Below are 16853 nucleotides of genomic sequence, written 5' to 3'. Positions count from 1 at the left end.
GGGTCGTCGCACCGGCGTCGCGCCGCCCTCGCATAGGCTCGCGATCATGCCCGACATATCGCTGGCCATGATCGTCCTGCTCTGTGTCGCGGCCCTGGCCGCCGGGTGGATCGACGCCGTGGTCGGCGGGGGCGGCCTCCTGCTGCTGCCGGTGCTGCTGCTCGGACTGCCCGCGAACACACCCGCCGCGCACGCGCTGGGCACCAACAAGGCCGTCGCCATCGTCGGCACCACGGGGGCGGCGGTGACGTACGCCCGCAAGGCCCCCGTGGACGTCCGTACCGCCGTCCGCATCGGGCTGGCCGCCCTCGCCGGATCCTCGGCCGGGGCGTTCTTCGCGGCCGGGATGAGTGCCGACGTCCTCAAGCCGGTGATCATGGTGGTGCTGCTCGGGGTCGCCGCCTTCGTGATCCTGCGGCCCGCCTTCGGCACGGCCCCCGCGACCGGTCCTGCCGGCCGCCGCCGGATCCTCGCCGCGATCGGCCTCGCGGGCCTCGGTATCGGCTTCTACGACGGCCTGATCGGCCCCGGCACGGGCACGTTCCTGGTCCTCGCGCTCACCGCGATCCTCCACCTCGACCTCGTCACGGCCTCCGCCACCGCGAAGATCGTCAACTGCTGTACCAACGCGGGCGCCCTCGCCACCTTCGCCTGGCAGGGCGCCGTCCTGTGGCAACTGGCCGCCTTGATGGCCCTCTTCAACCTGGCGGGCGGCACCCTCGGCGCCCACACCGCCCTGAAGCAGGGCAGCGGCTTCGTCCGCATCGTGCTGCTGACGGTCGTCTTCGCCCTGGTGGGGAACCTGGCGTACGAGCAGTGGGTCGCCTAGGGCCTGTCGTTCGGATCAGGTCGGCCGGGAGTGACAGCGCCTCTCGGCCGACCCGAGCGGGGTGTGGTGCGTGCAGATGCAAGGCGGAGGAGGGCGTCAACGCGATGGGGGGTCCCTCCCGCGCGAGCGCAGCCGAGCGTGGGGGAGTTGACAACCGACGACAACGCGGCAGATGTGCGTGCCACGCTCCGCGACGCCGGCATGATCCAAACGACAGGCCCTAGCAGGTCCGGCAGCTCGACCGTCCCCGTCCCGTCCTCCGCAGGAAGGCACCGCCTGTGAAGCCGCTCGGCGCTCGTGCCCGGGGCAGGGCCAAGGTTCTGGAAGCGTCACCGGCTGCCGGTCAGGTGCGCGAAGACGACGACGTTCCCCTGGTACCCGGTGCCGCGTGACCAGCCGCCGCCGCAGGTGATGACCCGCAGTTCGGGGCGGCGGGCGGCACCGTAGACCCTCTCGTCGGGGAAGTCCTTCGCGGCGTAGACCTCGACGGCGTCCACGGTGAACACCGCGACGCCGCCGTCCCGCCGGTCCACCTCGACCGTGCTGCCCCTGGCCAGGGCGCCGAGGTCGTAGAAGACGGCGGGTCCGTCGGCGTTGTCGACATGTCCGGCGACGATGGCCGTGCCCCGCTCGCCGGGGGTGGTACCGGCCTCGTACCAGCCGGCGAGGTTCTCGTCCGCGGCGGGCGGCACGTCGAGGCTGCCGGTCGTCGTCAGGCCGAGCCCGGTCAGCGGCGCGTCGACCCGGATCGCGGGGATGCGGATGCGGTCGGGTGGCGAGGGCGGCAGCGGGGGCACGGCCGGCAGCTCACCGGCCCGGCCGCCCAGCCCGGCCCGGGCCTGCGCGGCGGACGGCTGCGGCGGGGCGTGCGTCTCGGCGCCGTTGCGCAGCAGCCACACCCCGGAGCACAGCGCGAACACCGTGACGGCCGCCATGGCCGCGTTCGCGGGACTGCGGACGCCGCTGCCGAACCCGGGGACCCTGCGCATACCCACCCCTTTCTGAGCTCCGGCCCCGTACCCCCTCCGGGCCGCGAGGGGCGTCGGACCCGGAGGGGGAGGGACATGCGGTACCGGCGACGGACAGCGGAGGGTGTCCGTCAGATCCCGTCGCCTCTCGCCCGGCGATGCAGGAGCCAGGTACCGCCCGCGGCGGCGACGGCGAGAGCCGCCACACCGGCCGCGGTCTGCACGGGATCGGGGCCCAGGGCGCCGCCGACCCCCGTCTTCACACTTCCCCGGGGACGCACCTGCCCGCGCACCGGCGTCAGCGTGACCACCACGTCCCCGGCGATCCGCCGGCCACTGCCGCCGCAGGTCGCGGTGATCTCGTACGTGCCCGGCTGCGCACTCGGCGGCACCGTGAACCGCCCGGTCGCGTCCTGCCCGTGCGCGTCCGGCACCAGGCTGAGCGAACCCGCCCCGACCGCGCCGGCGTCACCCGTCGCCGAGCCGCCGTCACCGCAGGCCGCCGTACGCACCGTGACCCGCCCTCCGGGCGCGACCGACGCCGGGGACACCTCCAGGCCGCCGGTGGACGCACCGTGGGCGGGGGCGGAGGCGAGGGCCACGGCGGCGACGGCGAACGCGGTGGCGGTCAGCGGCCGGGCGGTACGTCGCATCGGTGCTCCCTCGAGCGGATCGGTCGTGCGCCTGCCCTTCGAGGTAACGGGCAGCGGGACGACCGCGCTTGCTGAGGGAACGTCAGAATTGGGGTGAATGGGTGTCAGGGGGCGGTGAACCGGCAGCTTGTCAGGGCCGTTTCGGCAGGTCACGGGCGTTCGGCGGGCGCGGTGCGGAAAAGCCCGGGGTGCGCGTGTGAACGGGTGACCCGGGTGTACGCGCCGGCGCTTGACCTCAAGGATGGTTGAGGTACGAGGCTGGGTCGCATGAATCCCACCGCCACCGACTCAGCCGCTGCCGCGACCGACCCGCTCCGCCTGACCCTCGTCGTGGGCAGCAACCGGCACGGCCGCTTCGGCCCCGTCGTCGCCGACTGGCTCCTCGCCCGCATCCGGGACCGGGACGACCTGGTCGCCGAGGTCGTGGACGTCGCCGACGCCCCACTGCCCATGTCCCTCCGGCCGACCCCGGAGGCGACCGCCGCGCTGTCCGGCGTCACCCCGAAGCTGGCGCGCGCGGACGCCTTCGTGGTCCTCACCCCCGAGTACAACCACTCCTTCCCGGCAGGCCTCAAGAACCTCGTCGACTGGCACTTCACCGAATGGCAGGCCAAACCCGTCGGCCTCGTCTCCTACGGTGGCCTGTCCGGCGGCCTGCGAGCCGTGGAGCACCTGCGTCAGGTCTTCGCGGAGCTGCACGCCGTGACGGTCCGCGACACCGTCTCCTTCCACAACGCCGGCGCCGCCTTCGACGAACGGGGCGCCCCGCGCGACCCGTCCGGCCCGGACGCGGCGGCGAAGACCATGCTGGACCAACTGGTGTGGTGGGGGCGTGCGTTGCGGGAAGCCAGGGGGAAGCGGCCGTACGGGGGCTGAGCCGGCTTCAGGCGCACACGCCCCTCACACCGCCGCCTCCTGCACACCGCCGGCCCCCTTCACGCCGCCGCACCCCGGACACCGCGGCTCCTCACACCCGCGCCCGCCAGTCCCCGCCCGCGATCGCCCGCCCCCGGGCCCGCAGCCGCGCGGCGACGGCGGGCGCGGCCACGTACACCCAGGCCAGGACGGCCGCCCCGTCGGCCTCCCGTACGACCTTCCGCTCGACGCGCTCGTACAGACTGCGCGGGTCCCCCGGTACGTACTCCTCCAGCCGGTCCAGCTCCGCGAGCAGCGCCGCGTACGCCTCGGGCAGCGCGGTGACCAGCTCCCCGCTCACCGCGCCGCCACCCGGCTCCTCGACCGCGTACGGATAGCCCGGCCCCTCGTACAGCACCGCGTCCGCGAGCCTGCCCGGCTCCTCGGAGCGGGTGCGGCCGCGCAGGAAGAGGCCGTGGTTGACCTCTCCCGGACGGAGGGTGCCGTAGACGAAGAAAGGCAGGGTCACAGGAACGATTCTGCACCCTCACACACCTCCACAGCGGGGCTATGGACATGCCATGTCCGCGCCGCCTTAACTCGCGGTCAACATCAACGCCGCCCCCGGTCGACCCCACGCGACCGGGTGCGCCCGTATGAGGAGACCGATGAGTCGGATACGTCATGTCCGCGGTTCCCGTCTCGCCCTCGCCGGTGTGGCCGTCACCGGCACCACCGCCCTGCTGGCCGCCGTCCTCTCCCCGGCCGCCGGCGCGGCGGACCGGCCGACCAGGTCCGGCGCGATCGAGGACGCGGAGGCGGTGCTCGCGGACCGGGCCGGAGCCCTGGGCCTCACCCCGGCCCAGGAGACCGAGGTCCGGGACGTCGTCGTCGACGAGGACGGCACCCGGCACGTGCGCTATGACCGCACCTACCACCGACTCCCGGTGCTCGGCGGCGACTTCGTGCTCCACCTGAACCCGGACGGCACCTACCGCGGTACGAGCCGCGCGACGACGTCCGCGCTCTCCCTGGCGAGCGTCACCCCGAAGGTGACCGCCCCCAAGGCCGCCGACCTCGCGGCGAACCTGCTGCGCGCCGCGCACCTCGGCGAGACCCTGAAGAAGCTGACCGCCAAGCCCCGGCTGGTCGTCGACGCCCTGCACGGTGCCCCGAAGCTGGCCTGGCAGACCGACGCGGTGGCGCACGACGAGGTCGGCAACCCGGTCGGGCGCACGGTGCTGACCGACGCGACGACCGGCGCCCGGATCGACGCCTGGGACTCCATGGAGTCGGCCTCCGGCGACGGCAAGTCCCTCTACGGCGGCACGGTCCCGCTGGAGACGACGGCGTCCGGCTCGTCGTACCAGCTCAAGGACGCGACGCGCGGCGGCACCTACACCGGCGACGCCGAGAACAAGACGGACAAGTGCCTGCTGACCGTCTGCCTGACCCGCGCGCCCGCGACGCTCTTCACGGACGCCGACAACCAGTGGGGGACGGGTACCGCCGCCGACCGGTCCACGGTGGCGGTGGACGCCCAGTACGGCACCGACGTCACCTGGGACTACTACAAGAAGGTCCACGGCCGCGCCGGCATCGCGGGCGACGGCAAGGGCTCCTTCAACCGCGTCCACTACGGCAAGGACTACAACAACGCCTTCTGGGACGACAACTGCTTCTGCATGACCTACGGCGACGGCGACGGCAAGCTGATGGGCCCGCTGGTGTCGCTGGACGTCGCCGGGCACGAGATGTCCCACGGCGTGACGTCCAAGACGGCGGCGCTGACGTACTCGGGCGAGCCCGGCGGCCTGAACGAGGCCACGTCGGACGTCTTCGGCACGCTGGTGGAGTTCCACGCGGCCAACGCCGAGGACCGGGGCGACTGGCTCATCGGCGAGAAGGTCGTGCGCTCCGGCCTCGGCCGGGAGGCCCTGCGCTTCATGGACAAGCCGTCGAAGGACGGCAAGTCGGCGGACTGCTGGAACGCCAAGCTCGGCGACCTCGACGTGCACTACTCCTCGGGGGTCGGCAACCACTTCGCCTACCTGCTCGCGGAGGGCAGCGGCAGCAAGACCGTCAACGGCGTCGCCTACACCTCCCCGACCTGCGACGGATCCACGGTGAACGGCATCGGCCGGGCCGCCCTGGGCAAGATCTGGTACCGCGCGCTGACGGTCTACATGACGTCCTCGACGGACTACGCGGACGCCCGCGCGGCGACCCTGAGCGCGGCCAAGGACCTCTACGGCGCCGACAGCACCGAGCAGAAGGCGGTCGCCGCGGCCTGGAAGGCCGTGGCGGTGAGCTGATGCCTTGGGCCCTTCTGGATCAGAGGGGCCCTACCCCTCGACGGCCTCCAGCCGCACCGCGCACGCCTTGAACTCCGGCATCCGGGAGGTCGGGTCGAGCGCGGGGTTGGTGAGGGTGTTGGCGCGGCCCTCGCCCGGCCAGTGGAAGGGCATGAAGACGGTGTCGGGCCGGATGGCGTTCGTGATCCTCGCGGGCGCCACCGCCCGGCCCCGCCGTGACACGACGGCCACCGGATCCCCCTCGGCCGCTCCCAGCCGGGCCGCCAGCCTCGGGTGCAGCTCGACGAACGGCCCCGGCGCGGCGGCGTTCAGCTCCGCCACGCGCCGGGTCTGCGCCCCGGACTGATACTGCGCCACGACCCGCCCGGTGGTGAGCAGCACGGGGTACTCGTCGTCCGGCTCCTCGGCGATCGCGCGGTGCGACACGGGAACGAACCGGGCCCGGCCGTCGGGGGTGGCGAAACGGTCCAGGAAGAGGCGGGGCGTGCCCGGGTGCGCGGCAGGTGTCTCCCCGGCGGGGTCGCCGGCCGCCTCCACAGCCGCCGGACAGGGCCAGAACACCCCGTTCTCCTCCGCCAGCCTCCGGTACGTGATCCCCGAGTAGTCCGCCGCCCCGCCCGCCGACGCCCGGCGCAGCTCCTCGAAGACCTCCTCCGGGTCGGTCGGGAAGCCCTTCTCCACGCCCAGCCGGGCGGCGAGTTCGTGCAGCACCTCCAGGTCGCTGCGGATGCCCTCGGGCGGGGTGATCGCCCGGCGCCGCAGCAGGACCCTGCCCTCCAGGTTGGTCGTCGTGCCCGTCTCCTCGGCCCACTGGGTGACCGGCAGGACCACGTCCGCGAGCGCCGCCGTCTCCGACAGCACCACGTCGCAGACCGCCAGGAAGTCCAGCGACCTGATCCGCTCCTCGATGTGCGCGGCCCGCGGCGCCGACACCACCGGGTTCGACGCCATCAGCAGCAGCGACCTGATGTCGGTTCCCAGCGCGTCCAGCAGTTCGTACGCGCTGCGTCCCGGGCCGGGCAGGCTGTCCGGGTCGACACCCCACACCTCGGCGACATGCGCCCGCGCGGCCGGGTCGTCGAGCTTGCGGTAGCCGGGCAACTGGTCGGCCTTCTGCCCGTGTTCACGCCCGCCCTGCCCGTTACCCTGCCCGGTCAGACAGCCGTACCCGGACAGCGGGCGGCCCGCCCGGCCGGTCGCCAGGCACAGGTTGATCCACGCGCCCACGGTGTCGGTGCCCTTGGACTGCTGCTCGGGCCCCCGGGCGGTGAGCACCATCGCCGACTCCGGCTCGCAGAACAGCCGTACGGTCTCCCGCAGTTGAGGAACTGACACCCCCGTGATCCGCTCCACGTACTCCGGCCAGTGCGCCATCGCCGCCGCCCGGGCGTCCTCCCAGCCGGCCGTGCGCTCCCGGACGTACTCCTCGTCCACCCGGCCCTCGGCGATCACCAGGTGCAGCAGGCCCAGGGCGAGGGCCAGGTCCGTGCCCGGCCGGGGCGCCAGGTGCAGGTCCGCCTGCTCGGCGGTCTTGGTGCGGCGCGGGTCGATCACGATGAGCGTGCCGCCGTTCTCCTTCAGCTCGGTGAAGAACCGCAGCGACGGAGGCATGGTCTCCGCGAGGTTCGACCCGACGAGGATCACGCAGCCGGACTTCGGGATGTCCTCCAGCGGGAACGGCAGCCCCCGGTCGAGCCCGAACGCCTTGATGCCGGCGGCCGCCGCCGACGACATGCAGAAGCGGCCGTTGTAGTCGATCTGCGAGGTGCCGAGCACGACCCGCGCGAACTTGCCGAGCGTGTACGCCTTCTCGTTCGTCAGGCCGCCCCCGCCGAACACCCCGACCGCGTCCGGCCCGTGCTCCGCGCGCGTGCGGCCCAGCCCCGCGGCGATCCTCTCCAGCGCCTCGTCCCAGGAGGCGGGCACCAGCGTGCCGCCCTGGTCGCGCACCAACGGGGAGGTCAGACGGACGTTGCTCGCGAGCACCGCCGCGGACGTACGGCCCTTGCCGCACAGCGCGCCCCGGTTGACCGGGAAGTCCGTGCGCTCGCTCACTTCGACGGTCCCGTCCGGCGCGGGCGTCAGGTTCATCCCGCACTGCAGGGCGCAGTACGGGCAGTGCGTGGGCGTCACGGTGCTCTGCATACCGTTCAGCGTGCGTCGGCCGTGTTACGCCCGGGACGGCTCCCTGTTACGCGGCCGGGACGGCAACCTCCCCGCCGCCGTCCCGCCCGCGTGAGGCAGGAGCCCCTGGCCCGGCCAGGCACAGGCCCGCCCTCCTTCAGGTCGTCGCCGACCGCCACGGACGTTGCCTCTGGGACGAGGAACGCCACATGTGGCTCATTGCGTTCATTTCTTGGCCGATCCGACCTCGTTGAGAGTTGAAGCAGCCGCACTACGCTCTCGCTACGCGCAGCGCTCGCACGACTCCGCACGGCGTTCGACACCCGGGCATGCCCGCCGCTCACGGCAGCATCCACCCGCGGCCGGACCGCAGGTGGCAATCCGACCTCGAAACAGCCAGGAGGCCACCCGATCATGCCTCTGCGCCACTTGACCCCCCACGACCAGCGGCTCTTCCGGCAGTACGGCCGGGGCAACACCGTCCCCGTCCCCGACCCGCTCCTGCACCACGCCGTCGCCCGGCACGCCAGGGCCACCCCGCACGCCGTGGCCGCCGAACACCAGGGCGCCCGCATCACCTACGGCGAACTCGACCGGTACGCCGGCGCCCTCGCCGCCCGCCTGGTCCGCGCGGGCGTCCGCCCCGGCGACCACGTCGGCCTGTTCGTCCGCCGCTCGATCCCGATGCTGGTCGGCCTGCTCGGCATCCTGAAGGCCGGCGCCGCCTACGTCCCGCAGGACATCGGCCTCGCGCCCCCGGCCCAGCTCACCCACGTCATCCGCACCGCCCGGACCCGGGTCGTCCTCACGGTCGCCGAACACGCCCACCGCGTGCCGCTGCCCGACGGCCACCTGCTGCTCCCGCTCGACGAACCGCTGCCGTACGCCCCGGCCCCGCGCGTCCCCGTCACCGGCGACGACGGCGCCTACGTCCTGTTCACCTCCGGCACCACCGGCCGCCCCAACGGTGTGAAGGTCACCCACCGCAACGTCGCCAACCTCCTGCTCACCGCCCCGGGCGACCTCGGCGTCCGGCCCGGCGACCGGGTCGCCCAGCTCCTCAACATCGCCTTCGACATGGCCGCCTGGGAGATTCTCGGCTGCCTCACCCACGGCGGGACCCTCGTCATCCGCGGCAAGGACATCGCCGCGGCGGCCCGCACGGCGGACGTGCTGATCGCGACCCCGACCGTCCTCTCCGGCCTCGACCCGGCCGCCTGCCCCCGGGTGCGCACGGTCGCCGTCGCCGGGGAGCCCTGCCCGCGCCCGCTGGCCGACCGCTGGGCCCGGCAGGCCGCCTTCTTCAACTGCTGCGGCCCCACGGAGACGACGATCGTCAACACGATGAGCCGCCACGACCCGTCCGCCCCGCTGCTCACCATCGGCCGCCCCACCCCCAACAACACGGTGTACGTCCTCGACGCCGACCGCCGCCCCCTGCCGGTGGGCGAGGTGGGCGAGATGTGGGCCGGCGGCGACTGCGTCTCCGCCGGCTACCTCGGCGACGACGCCCTCAACGCCGAGCGCTACGCCCCCGACCCGTTCCTCGGCGGCGGCCGGCGCATGTTCCGCACCCGCGACCTCGGCCGCTGGACCGCCGGGGGCGAGCTGGAGCACCTCGGCCGCACCGACGACCAGGTCAAGGTGCGCGGCTTCCGCGTCGAGCTGGACTCCGTCTCCTCGGTCCTGGAGTCGGCCGCCGGCTGCACCCGGGCCGTCACCCTGAAACGCGACGCCCGGACCCTGGTCTCCTTCGTCTGCCCGGCGGACGTCGACCCGGACGCGGCGCGCCGCGCGGTCGCGGACGCCCTGCCCTACTACTGCGTCCCCGAGCGGATCCTGCCGCTCGCGTTCCTCCCCGAGACCGACCGCGGCAAGGTCGACAAACAGGCGCTGCTGCACATGATCGAGGAGCGCGTGGCGGTGGCGCGATGACGACGTCCCCGCCCCGGAACCACCAGGCCACCGGCGGGCTCCCGCCGCTCCTGCCCGCTCCCCGCCGCCTGCTCAAGCACCCCCGCCTGATGCACTACAACCGGCTCGCGGCCCTGATGCTCCTCGCCAACGCGGCGTGCGCCTGGGCCCTTTGGCCCCTGTCCGCCGCCACCCTCGGGCACGCGGCCCTCGCCAACCTCGCCCTCGCCGTCGTCGTCCGCCAGCAGTACGTCGTCAACCTGCTGTTCCGCCTGGCGACCTCGGCGCCGACCAACTGGCCGCTGCGGGTCCGCTGGACGCTCGGCAAGGTCTACCACTTCGGCGGACTGCACGTCGGCGGGGCGCTGGCGGGCACGGCCTGGTTCCTGGCGCTGACGGTCACGACACCCGACGGCCCCCTCAGGGCCGTCGGCTGGACCCTGATCGCCCTCCTCGCCCTGATCATCGCCACCGCCCTGCCGCCCTTCCGCTCCCGCCACCACGACCACTTCGAGAAGATCCACCGCTTCGGCGGCTGGACGGCCCTGGCCCTGTTCTGGACGCACACGCTGCTGGCGTCGCCGGGCCCCTGGGAGGTCGGCACGCTCGCGGTGGTCACCTTCAGCGTCGCCCTGCCCTGGCTCCGGCTGCGCAAGGTGGACGTCCGCCTCGAACGCCCCTCCTCCCACGTGGTGCTGGCCCGCTTCGACCACGGCGAGACCCCCTTCGCGGGCTCCTCCACCGCGATCAGCCGCAGCCCGCTGAGGGAATGGCACTCCTTCGCCAACGTCCCCGCCCCCGGCGAGCCCGGCTTCCGCCTGACCATCTCGCGGGCCGGCGACTGGACCGGCTCCTTCATCGACGACCTGCCCCGGCAGGTGTGGGTCAAGGGCATCACCACGGCCGGCGTCGCCAACATCGAGGTCCTGTTCACCAAGGTCGTCTACGTCGCCACCGGCAGCGGCATCGGCCCCTGCCTGCCCCACCTGCTGGCCGCCCAGGTGCCCTCCCGGCTGGTCTGGGCGACCCGCGACCCCCGGACGACCTACGGCGATGCCCTGGTTGACGAGATCCTCGCCGTACAGCCGCACGCCCTGATCTGGGACACCTCCCGGCACGGCAAGCCCGACATGGTGCGCCTCGCCCACGAGGCCTGCCGGGACTTCGGCGCCGAGGCGGTCATCTGCATCTCCAACAAGAAGCTGACCTGGCAGGTGGTCCACGGCCTGGAACGGCGGGGGATTCCGGCGTACGGCGCGATCTGGGACTCGTAGAAGGGGATGCCGATGAACAACCTGAAGCTGGAGCGGGACGGCCGGGTGGTGACCGTACGCCTGCACCGCCCGCACGTACGCAACGCGCTCAGCTCGGCGCTGCTGTCCGAACTCCTCGACGCGCTGCGCCCGTTGGACACGGACCCCGAGGTCGGCTGCTTCGTCGTCACCGGCTCGGACACGGTCTTCGCGGCCGGCGCCGACATCAAGGAGATGGCGGGGAAGTCGGCCGTCGACATGATGGCCGAGGACTACTTCGCCGAATGGGAGGAGTTCGCCGACCTCCGCACCCCGAAGATCGCCGCCGTCAACGGCCATGCCCTCGGGGGCGGTTGTGAGCTGGCGATGATGTGCGACCTGGTCGTCGCGGGGGAGTCGGCCGTCTTCGGCCAGCCCGAGATCAAGCTGGGCGTGATCCCCGGCATCGGCGGCACCCAGCGGCTGACCCGGCTCGTCGGCCGGGCCACGGCCATGGACCTGGTCCTCACCGGCCGCACCATGGACGCACGGGAGGCTGGACGCTGCGGTCTCGTCTCCCGTGTGGTCCCGGACGACCGGGTCCTGCCCGAGGCCCTCGAAGCGGCGACGGCGATCGCCTCGTACGGCAGCGCGGCCGTCCGGGCGGCCCGCGAGTGCGTCGACCGCGCCCTCGAAACCGGACTGCGCGACGGGATCCGCTTCGAACGCCGCGTCTTCCACGCCCTGTTCGCCACCGACGACCAGAAGGAGGGCATGACGGCGTTCCTGGAGAAGCGCCCCCCGCGCTTCCGGGGCCGCTGACGGCCACGGCTGATCCGGGGGTGGGGGCGGCGCCTGCCCCCACCCCCGGACGCGTTCAGGGACGGTGCCTGGTCAGGACACGGCCCCGGTCACCCTGCGTCCAGCAAGGTCAGCACTCGTACGCGTGGTACGGCTCGTCACCCTGATCCAGGCCGATCCTGCCGACCCCGCCGGGGCCGATCTGGATGCACGACGGGTCCCAGCCGTCGACTTCCACGCTGGCGGAGATGGTGTGCCCACACACGTTGTGGATGTCGGCCCACCACTGGCCGTAGGCGCCGAGCTTCGCGCAGCCCGGCTCCGGAGCCTGGATCACCGGTGCCGCCACGGGCGCCGCCGAGGCGGTCCCCATGGCGGCCGGCACCGCCAGCAGCGCACCCGCGGCGGCCACCACCAACGCGGAGCGAAGTCGAGTCATCGCATGTCCTTTCCCCCAGTTCGCGGCGGACGGTCCGATCCGCCGCCGCCCGGCGAAGACACTAAGCGTGATCACGCGAACACGGAGAGCGCCGGAAGGGTAATTCACGCGCGAGGGTGAAATGACCGCGTCAAACCCGTGGGAGGAGAACGTCCGGATTCATCCGAGCGTTTCTTCGGCCCTGGCCAACGCCCTTTCCACACCCGGCTCCCGCGGCCCCAGGAACCGCGGATCCGGACGGAACACCGCGTCCAGCGCCGCCTTCCCGGCGGCGAGGATCTCCCGGGCGCCCCCGTAGTACCAGGTCGCGTCGTGCACGGCGTCCACGCCGACCCCGTACGAGGAGACCCCCGCCGCCTCGCACAGCGCCACCGCCCGCCGGATGTGGAAGCCCTGGCTGATCAGCACGGCCCGATCCACCCCGAAGATCTTCTTCGCGCGCACGCAGGAGTCCCAGGTGTCGAACCCCGCGTAGTCGCTGACGATCCGACCGTCGGGCACCCCGTGCCGCGTCAGATACGCGCGCATCGCGTCCGGCTCGTCGTAGTCCTCCCGGCTGTTGTCCCCGGTGACGAGCACGACCTCCACCCGCCCCTCCCGGTACAGCTTCGCCGCGGCGTCGAGCCGGTGCGCGAGATACGGCGAGGGCTCGCCCTCCCACAGCCCGGCACCGAACACCACCGCCACATCGGTACGCGGCACATCCGCCGCCGTACGCAGCCGGTCCCCTGTCACGGCGTACATCCACGTCGCCGGAAGCAGGGCCAGCACGCACCCGGCCATCACGGCCTGCACCAGCCGTCGCTGCCCCCGGCGGGTGCGCGGCAGCCGTGGTCCTCGGAACGTCACACGACGCATCGGACGGTCCCTCCCCAGATCGGCCCCTCGACAGTCAGGGACGTCCCGTGAGACCGCCCGGTTCATCCGCAGCCACGTGACCAGCTTCACTCGATTCATGGAAACCGCAGGTCAAGACACCTCACACAGCGCTGTCCCACATCGTGAACCGCTGGAAAACACCCGTGACGCCCATGCAACGGGCAGGCAACGCGCCGCCGCCACCATCGGTGCATGCCCAGTCAGCTCAGCCTCGTCCCGCCGCCCGCCACGCGCCGCCCGGCCCCGCCCGCCCTCGTGGTCGTGGCCCACGGCAGCCGCGACCCCCGTGCGCTGAGCACCGTGAGGGCGCTCCTCGACCGGGTCCGGGCCCTGCGCCCCGACGTGCCCGTGCACCTGGGCCACATCGAACTCAACGCCCCCCTGCTCCCCGACACCCTCGCGGCGCTCGGGGACGCGGAGGCGGTTCTCGTCCCCCTCCTCCTCAGCCGCGGTTACCACGTCAAGCAGGACATCCCGGAGATGGCGGCGGCCTCCCGGGCCCGCACCCACCTGGCCGCCCCCCTGGGCCCCCACCCGCTCCTGGTCGACGCCCTCCAGGCCCGCCTCACGGAGGCCGGCTGGGGCGGGACACCCCATCGCACCAGCGCGGTCGTCCTCGCCGCGGCGGGCTCCCGCGACCCGGACGCGAAGACGGACACGGGCCGCACCGCCCACCTCCTGGCGGCCCGCCTCGGCGTCCCGGTCATCCCGGCCTACGCCTCGGCGGCGACCCCGACGGTCGAAACGGCCGTCCGCACCCTCCTGGCAAGGGGCCGCCGCCACATCGCCCTCGCGTCCTACTTCACGGCCCCGGGCCGCTTCGCCACGGAGTGCGCCCGGAAGGCCCCCTGGATAGCGGCGGCCCCCCTGGGCACCCACCCGTCGATGGCCGACCTCGTCCTCCACCGCTACGAGGAGGCGCTGGCGATGGCGACGATCGGGGAGCTGGCCTCAGCCTGACACCGGGCAGCGGGAACACGCCCCGAAAGGGGCGCGGGGAACTGCGTGACAAGCCACGACGGGCTCGCACACGCCACACCACCGAACTCGGCACACGCAAAGGCGTACAGCACACCCGTGCCCGTACTGTCGAGCCATGGACGGCACCGCACAGAACTCCCCGGCTTACGACCCGACGTCAGTCGACCGCTGGGCCCCGGAACCAGACAAACGCCCCGGCCGCACCGCCTTTCAGCGCGACCGGGCCCGGGTTCTGCACAGCGCCGCCCTACGACGCCTCGCCGGCAAGACCCAAGTGGTCACGCCCGGCACCCTCGGCCCCGCCTGGGACGCCAGCCCCCGCACCCGTCTCACCCACTCCCTGGAATGCGCCCAGGTCGGCCGCGAACTGGGCGCGGCCCTCGGCTGCGACCCGGACCTCGTCGAAGCCGCCTGCCTCTCCCACGACCTCGGCCACCCGCCCTTCGGCCACAACGGCGAACAGGCCCTCAACGAGTTCGCGACGGACTGCGGCGGCTTCGAGGGCAACGCCCAGTCCCTCAGACTCCTCACCCGCATCGAGCCCAAGCGGTTCACGTCGGAGCGCTCCGTCGGCCTCAACCTCACCCGCGCCGCCCTCGACGCCGCCACCAAGTACCCCTGGCCCCGCGGCGCGCACCCGACCGACCCGGCCTCGCACAAGTTCGGCGTCTACGAGGACGACCGCCCCGTCTTCGACTGGTTCCGCAAGGACGCCCCCGGCACCCGCACCTGCTTCGAGGCGCAGGTCATGGACTGGTCCGACGACGTGGCCTACTCGGTGCACGACGTGGAAGACGGTCTGCACGCCGGTCACATCGACCCCAACTGCCTGCACGCCGACCCCGAACGCCGGGACGTCTTCCAGGTCGCCCGCGGCCGGTACGTCCCCGCCGACACCGACCCGGCCGAGCTCGCCGAGGCCCTGGACCGGCTGCTCGCCCAGGAGTGGTGGCCGCACGGCTACGACGGCACCGCGGTCGCCCAAGCCCGCCTGAAGGACGCCACCAGTCAGCTCATCGGCCGCTTCTGCCTGGCCGCCGAGACCGCGACCCGCACCGCGTACGGGGCCGGCCGGCTCACCCGGTACGGCGCCGAGCTGGTCGTCCCGCGCGAGACCCGGATGGAGTGCGCCGTCCTCAAGGCCGTCGCCGACCTCTACGTCATGCAGCGCGCCGAGCAGGAGCGGCTGCGCGCCGACCAGCGCATCGTTGTCGCCGAACTGGCCGAGGCGCTCACCGCCCGCGCCCCGGACGGCCTGGACCCGCAGTTCCGCGCCCTGTTCGACCGGGCGGCGGACGACCAGGCGCGCAAACGGGTGATCGTCGACCAGATCGCCTCCCTCACCGACACCTCCGCCCGTTCGCTTCACGCCCGTTTGACGGGGCAGGGATGAGACTGGCGCGACGGGCGGGACGTGAGCACCCCCGAATGTGACCCTCCGTGGCCTGATCGGGTCACTCCCTCTTCCCGCATCACGCTCCGTGCGGGACGCTCGCAAGTGGCGACACCCTGACGAGGAGGCACCAAGTGGTCGACGCGGATCAGACATTCGTCATCGTCGGAGGCGGACTGGCCGGCGCGAAGGCGGCCGAGACGCTCCGCGCGGAGGGCTTCACCGGCCGCGTGATACTGATCTGCGACGAACGCGACCACCCCTACGAGCGCCCGCCCCTGTCCAAGGGCTACCTCCTCGGCAAGGAGGAACGCGACAGCGTCTTCGTGCACGAACCCGCCTGGTACGCGGCCAACGACATCGAGCTGCACCTCGGCCAGACGGTCGACGCCATCGACCGCTCGGCCAAGACGGTCCGCTTCGGCGAGGACGGCACCGTCGTCCGCTACGACAAGCTGCTCCTGGCGACCGGCGCCGAGCCCCGCCGCCTGGACATCCCGGGCACGGACCTGGCCGGCGTGCACCACCTGCGCCGCCTCGCCCACGCCGAGCGCCTCAAACACGTCCTGACCAACCTCGGCCGGGACAACGGCCACCTCGTCATCGCCGGAGCCGGCTGGATCGGCCTGGAGGTCGCGGCGGCGGCCCGCGAGTACGGCGCGGAGGTCACGGTCGTCGAGCACGGACCGACCCCGCTGCACGGCGTGCTGGGCCCCGAACTCGGCGGGCTCTTCGCCGAGCTGCACCGCGAGCACGGGGTGCGGTTCCACTTCGGCAGGCGGCTGACGGAGATCGTCGGCCAGGACGGCATGGTCCTCGCGGCCCGCACCGACGACGGCGAGGAGCACCCGGCGCACGACGTGCTCGCGGCGATCGGCGCGGCCCCGCGCACCCACCTCGCGGAGGCGGCGGGCCTGGAGATCGCCGACCGGGCCCACGGCGGCGGCATCGTCGTCGACGAGCGGCTGCGCACCTCCGACCCGGACGTCTACGCGGCCGGCGACGTCGTCTCCTTCCCGCACCCCCTCTTCGGCACGCGGGTGCGCGTCGAGCACTGGGCCAACGCCCTGAACGGCGGACCGGCGGCCGCGCGCTCCATGCTGGGCCGCGACGTGACGTACGACCGGGTGCCCTACTTCTTCTCCGACCAGTACGACCTGGGCATGGAGTACTCCGGCTGGGCGCCCGCGGGCGCTTACGATCAGGTCGTGATCCGCGGGGACGCCGGGAAGCGCGAGTTCATCGCGTTCTGGGTGAAGGACGGCCGGGTGCTGGCCGGGATGAACGTGAACGTGTGGGACGTCACGGACAAGATCCAGCGCCTGGTCCGCTCCAAGGCCAGGGTTAACACGGAGTCCCTGGCGGACCCGCACGTACCGCTGGAAAGTCTCGCACCGTAGCTGTCACACCACCCCCGTGCCGCGATTCCCGGGGGCGGCCCCCGGACCCCCGGCCGGAAAGCCGTCTCGC

15 protein-coding genes are annotated in these 16853 nt (G+C 73.2%); 9 read left to right on the top strand and 6 right to left on the bottom strand.

The window, feature by feature from the left end:
• The first annotated feature begins 46 nt into the window (after positions 1 to 46).
• The gene (locus tag ACFY5B_RS13090; RefSeq protein WP_389968360.1) at positions 47 to 829 is read left to right on the top strand and encodes a sulfite exporter TauE/SafE family protein; all 783 of its coding nucleotides are present in this window, start codon (positions 47 to 49) and stop codon (positions 827 to 829) included.
• A gap of 329 nt (positions 830 to 1158) precedes the next feature.
• Here ACFY5B_RS13090 and ACFY5B_RS13085 read toward each other — a convergent pair whose 3' ends face one another.
• Together ACFY5B_RS13085 and ACFY5B_RS13080 are read right to left on the bottom strand one after the other, a co-directional pair.
• Positions 1159 to 1818: a class F sortase gene (locus ACFY5B_RS13085; protein WP_389968358.1), complete on the bottom strand. Its 660-nt coding sequence runs from the start codon at positions 1816 to 1818 to the stop codon at positions 1159 to 1161.
• 110 nt (positions 1819 to 1928) lie between these two features.
• Positions 1929 to 2450 carry a hypothetical protein gene (locus ACFY5B_RS13080; protein ID WP_389968356.1) on the bottom strand — a complete coding sequence of 174 codons (522 nt, stop codon included), beginning with the start codon at positions 2448 to 2450 and terminating at the stop codon, positions 1929 to 1931.
• A gap of 267 nt (positions 2451 to 2717) precedes the next feature.
• Between ACFY5B_RS13080 and ACFY5B_RS13075 the strand changes: the two genes are divergently transcribed.
• Positions 2718 to 3326, top strand: coding sequence for an NADPH-dependent FMN reductase (locus ACFY5B_RS13075; RefSeq protein ID WP_389968354.1), 609 nt, complete (start codon positions 2718 to 2720; stop codon positions 3324 to 3326).
• A gap of 91 nt (positions 3327 to 3417) precedes the next feature.
• On the opposite strand, the gene ACFY5B_RS13070 is transcribed toward ACFY5B_RS13075, so the two are convergent.
• Positions 3418 to 3834 (bottom strand): gamma-glutamylcyclotransferase family protein, encoded by a 417-nt coding sequence (locus ACFY5B_RS13070; protein ID WP_389968352.1) that lies wholly within the window; start codon positions 3832 to 3834, stop codon positions 3418 to 3420.
• Positions 3835 to 3973: 139 nt separating this feature from the next.
• On the opposite strand from ACFY5B_RS13070, the gene ACFY5B_RS13065 reads away from it, so the two are divergent.
• Positions 3974 to 5620 (top strand): M4 family metallopeptidase, encoded by a 1647-nt coding sequence (locus tag ACFY5B_RS13065; RefSeq protein ID WP_389968350.1) that lies wholly within the window; start codon positions 3974 to 3976, stop codon positions 5618 to 5620.
• 30 nt (positions 5621 to 5650) lie between these two features.
• Here the strand turns inward: ACFY5B_RS13065 and ACFY5B_RS13060 are convergent, their stop codons facing one another.
• Entirely contained in the window at positions 5651 to 7765 is a 2115-nt protein-coding gene (locus tag ACFY5B_RS13060) for a molybdopterin oxidoreductase family protein (RefSeq protein ID WP_389968349.1), read from the bottom strand.
• 393 nt (positions 7766 to 8158) lie between these two features.
• Between ACFY5B_RS13060 and ACFY5B_RS13055 the strand changes: the two genes are divergently transcribed.
• Genes ACFY5B_RS13055 through ACFY5B_RS13045 form a run of 3 tightly spaced genes read left to right on the top strand, consistent with a single transcriptional unit; the run spans position 8159 to position 11712 of the window.
• Entirely contained in the window at positions 8159 to 9679 is a 1521-nt protein-coding gene (locus ACFY5B_RS13055; protein WP_389968347.1) for an amino acid adenylation domain-containing protein, read from the top strand.
• Positions 9676 to 10932 carry a hypothetical protein gene (locus ACFY5B_RS13050; RefSeq protein ID WP_389968345.1) on the top strand — a complete coding sequence of 419 codons (1257 nt, stop codon included), beginning with the start codon at positions 9676 to 9678 and terminating at the stop codon, positions 10930 to 10932. The genes ACFY5B_RS13055 and ACFY5B_RS13050 overlap by 4 nt, the downstream gene beginning before the upstream one ends.
• Before the next feature lie 12 nt (positions 10933 to 10944).
• Positions 10945 to 11712: an enoyl-CoA hydratase-related protein gene (locus ACFY5B_RS13045; RefSeq protein ID WP_389968343.1), complete on the top strand. Its 768-nt coding sequence runs from the start codon at positions 10945 to 10947 to the stop codon at positions 11710 to 11712.
• 109 nt (positions 11713 to 11821) lie between these two features.
• Here ACFY5B_RS13045 and ACFY5B_RS13040 read toward each other — a convergent pair whose 3' ends face one another.
• Both ACFY5B_RS13040 and ACFY5B_RS13035 read right to left on the bottom strand, forming a co-directional pair.
• Positions 11822 to 12130 carry a hypothetical protein gene (locus ACFY5B_RS13040; RefSeq protein WP_389968341.1) on the bottom strand — a complete coding sequence of 103 codons (309 nt, stop codon included), beginning with the start codon at positions 12128 to 12130 and terminating at the stop codon, positions 11822 to 11824.
• A gap of 159 nt (positions 12131 to 12289) precedes the next feature.
• Positions 12290 to 12988, bottom strand: a complete 699-nt coding sequence (locus tag ACFY5B_RS13035) for a vancomycin high temperature exclusion protein (RefSeq protein WP_389968339.1) — start codon at positions 12986 to 12988, stop codon at positions 12290 to 12292.
• Between the two features lie 213 nt (positions 12989 to 13201).
• Here ACFY5B_RS13035 and ACFY5B_RS13030 point away from each other — a divergent pair, with 213 nt between their 5' ends.
• The 3 genes from ACFY5B_RS13030 (at position 13202) to ACFY5B_RS13020 (ending at position 16783) form a co-directional block, all read left to right on the top strand.
• A complete protein-coding gene (locus tag ACFY5B_RS13030) occupies positions 13202 to 13969 on the top strand; it encodes a sirohydrochlorin chelatase (protein ID WP_389968337.1) in 768 nt (255 codons plus the stop codon).
• A 136-nt stretch (positions 13970 to 14105) separates the two neighbouring features.
• Entirely contained in the window at positions 14106 to 15383 is a 1278-nt protein-coding gene (locus tag ACFY5B_RS13025; RefSeq protein ID WP_389968335.1) for a deoxyguanosinetriphosphate triphosphohydrolase, read from the top strand.
• A 134-nt stretch (positions 15384 to 15517) separates the two neighbouring features.
• Positions 15518 to 16783 carry an NAD(P)/FAD-dependent oxidoreductase gene (locus tag ACFY5B_RS13020; protein WP_389968333.1) on the top strand — a complete coding sequence of 422 codons (1266 nt, stop codon included), beginning with the start codon at positions 15518 to 15520 and terminating at the stop codon, positions 16781 to 16783.
• Positions 16784 to 16853 lie beyond the last annotated feature (70 nt).

The organism is Streptomyces sp. NPDC013187 (assembly GCF_042899705.1).
GTDB classification, from domain to species: domain Bacteria; phylum Actinomycetota; class Actinomycetes; order Streptomycetales; family Streptomycetaceae; genus Streptomyces; species Streptomyces hawaiiensis_A.
This window is presented reverse-complemented; position numbering and strand designations above follow the sequence as displayed.

Bases quoted from the DNA above. Each gene is read 5' to 3' on its own strand.
- ACFY5B_RS13090 (WP_389968360.1), top strand. From the start codon at position 47: ATGCCCGACATATCGCTGGCCATGATCGTCCTGCTCTGTGTCGCGGCC.
- ACFY5B_RS13085 (WP_389968358.1), bottom strand. From the start codon at position 1,818: ATGCGCAGGGTCCCCGGGTTCGGCAGCGGCGTCCGCAGTCCCGCGAAC.
- ACFY5B_RS13080 (WP_389968356.1), bottom strand. From the start codon at position 2,450: ATGCGACGTACCGCCCGGCCGCTGACCGCCACCGCGTTCGCCGTCGCC.
- ACFY5B_RS13075 (WP_389968354.1), top strand. From the start codon at position 2,718: ATGAATCCCACCGCCACCGACTCAGCCGCTGCCGCGACCGACCCGCTC.
- ACFY5B_RS13065 (WP_389968350.1), top strand. From the start codon at position 3,974: ATGAGTCGGATACGTCATGTCCGCGGTTCCCGTCTCGCCCTCGCCGGT.
- ACFY5B_RS13060 (WP_389968349.1), bottom strand. From the start codon at position 7,765: ATGCAGAGCACCGTGACGCCCACGCACTGCCCGTACTGCGCCCTGCAG.
- ACFY5B_RS13055 (WP_389968347.1), top strand. From the start codon at position 8,159: ATGCCTCTGCGCCACTTGACCCCCCACGACCAGCGGCTCTTCCGGCAG.
- ACFY5B_RS13050 (WP_389968345.1), top strand. From the start codon at position 9,676: ATGACGACGTCCCCGCCCCGGAACCACCAGGCCACCGGCGGGCTCCCG.
- ACFY5B_RS13045 (WP_389968343.1), top strand. From the start codon at position 10,945: ATGAACAACCTGAAGCTGGAGCGGGACGGCCGGGTGGTGACCGTACGC.
- ACFY5B_RS13040 (WP_389968341.1), bottom strand. From the start codon at position 12,130: ATGACTCGACTTCGCTCCGCGTTGGTGGTGGCCGCCGCGGGTGCGCTG.
- ACFY5B_RS13035 (WP_389968339.1), bottom strand. From the start codon at position 12,988: ATGCGTCGTGTGACGTTCCGAGGACCACGGCTGCCGCGCACCCGCCGG.
- ACFY5B_RS13030 (WP_389968337.1), top strand. From the start codon at position 13,202: ATGCCCAGTCAGCTCAGCCTCGTCCCGCCGCCCGCCACGCGCCGCCCG.
- ACFY5B_RS13025 (WP_389968335.1), top strand. From the start codon at position 14,106: ATGGACGGCACCGCACAGAACTCCCCGGCTTACGACCCGACGTCAGTC.